Annotated in this window: 1 protein-coding gene; it reads right to left on the bottom strand. The window is 67.1% G+C overall.

The annotated features are described in order from the left end of the window. Positions 1 to 366 (bottom strand): ATP-binding cassette domain-containing protein (locus ACNA7R_RS20595; protein ID WP_416285394.1); only part of this gene is annotated, 366 nt, incomplete at its 3' end. Positions 367 to 563: the final 197 nt, after the last annotated feature.

A 563-nucleotide genomic window follows, 5' to 3' on the forward strand; every position in this document is an offset into this window, starting at 1 on the left:
CGAGGAGTACTCCCGGATCTCGCGCTCTACGGGCGGCGTGAAGATCTCGAGGAGTTCCTCGCGGCGCTCGTCGCCCCGGATCGACGCGAAGTAGTCGAGGACGCGCTTTCCGGTGACGTCCTCGTCGAAGCCAAGATCGGCGGGGAGGTAGCCGACCCGCCGTTTCGCCTCGATCAGGGCCGCCTCGTTCGTCACGTCGGCGCCGAGCACCTCCGCGGATCCTTCCGTCGGCGAGAGCAGTCCCAATAGGACCCGGATCGTCGTCGTCTTCCCCGCGCCGTTGGGGCCCAGAAAGCCGAAGATCTCGCCCTCCTCGACGGCAAAGGAGAGCGACTCGACCCCGACGACCTCGCCGTAGGTCTTGATGCCGGCCGTGGTGACCGTGCCCTTGTCATCCTTGATGGTGCGCGGGGCGTAGGCGGATTCGCCGCCGTTGGCGAGGGCGCGTTCGTAGGCCTTTTCAGCGTCGAAGACGGTCAGGGCGATGTCCTTGACGCCGTCGCCGTAGAGTTGCACGTGCCGCTGTGCGGGATGGTCCGTGTGCAGGCCGGTGGTGAGCAGCA

The sequence above is a fragment of the Natronococcus sp. genome (genome assembly GCF_047921035.1).
Classification (GTDB): Archaea; Halobacteriota; Halobacteria; order Halobacteriales; family Natrialbaceae; genus Natronococcus.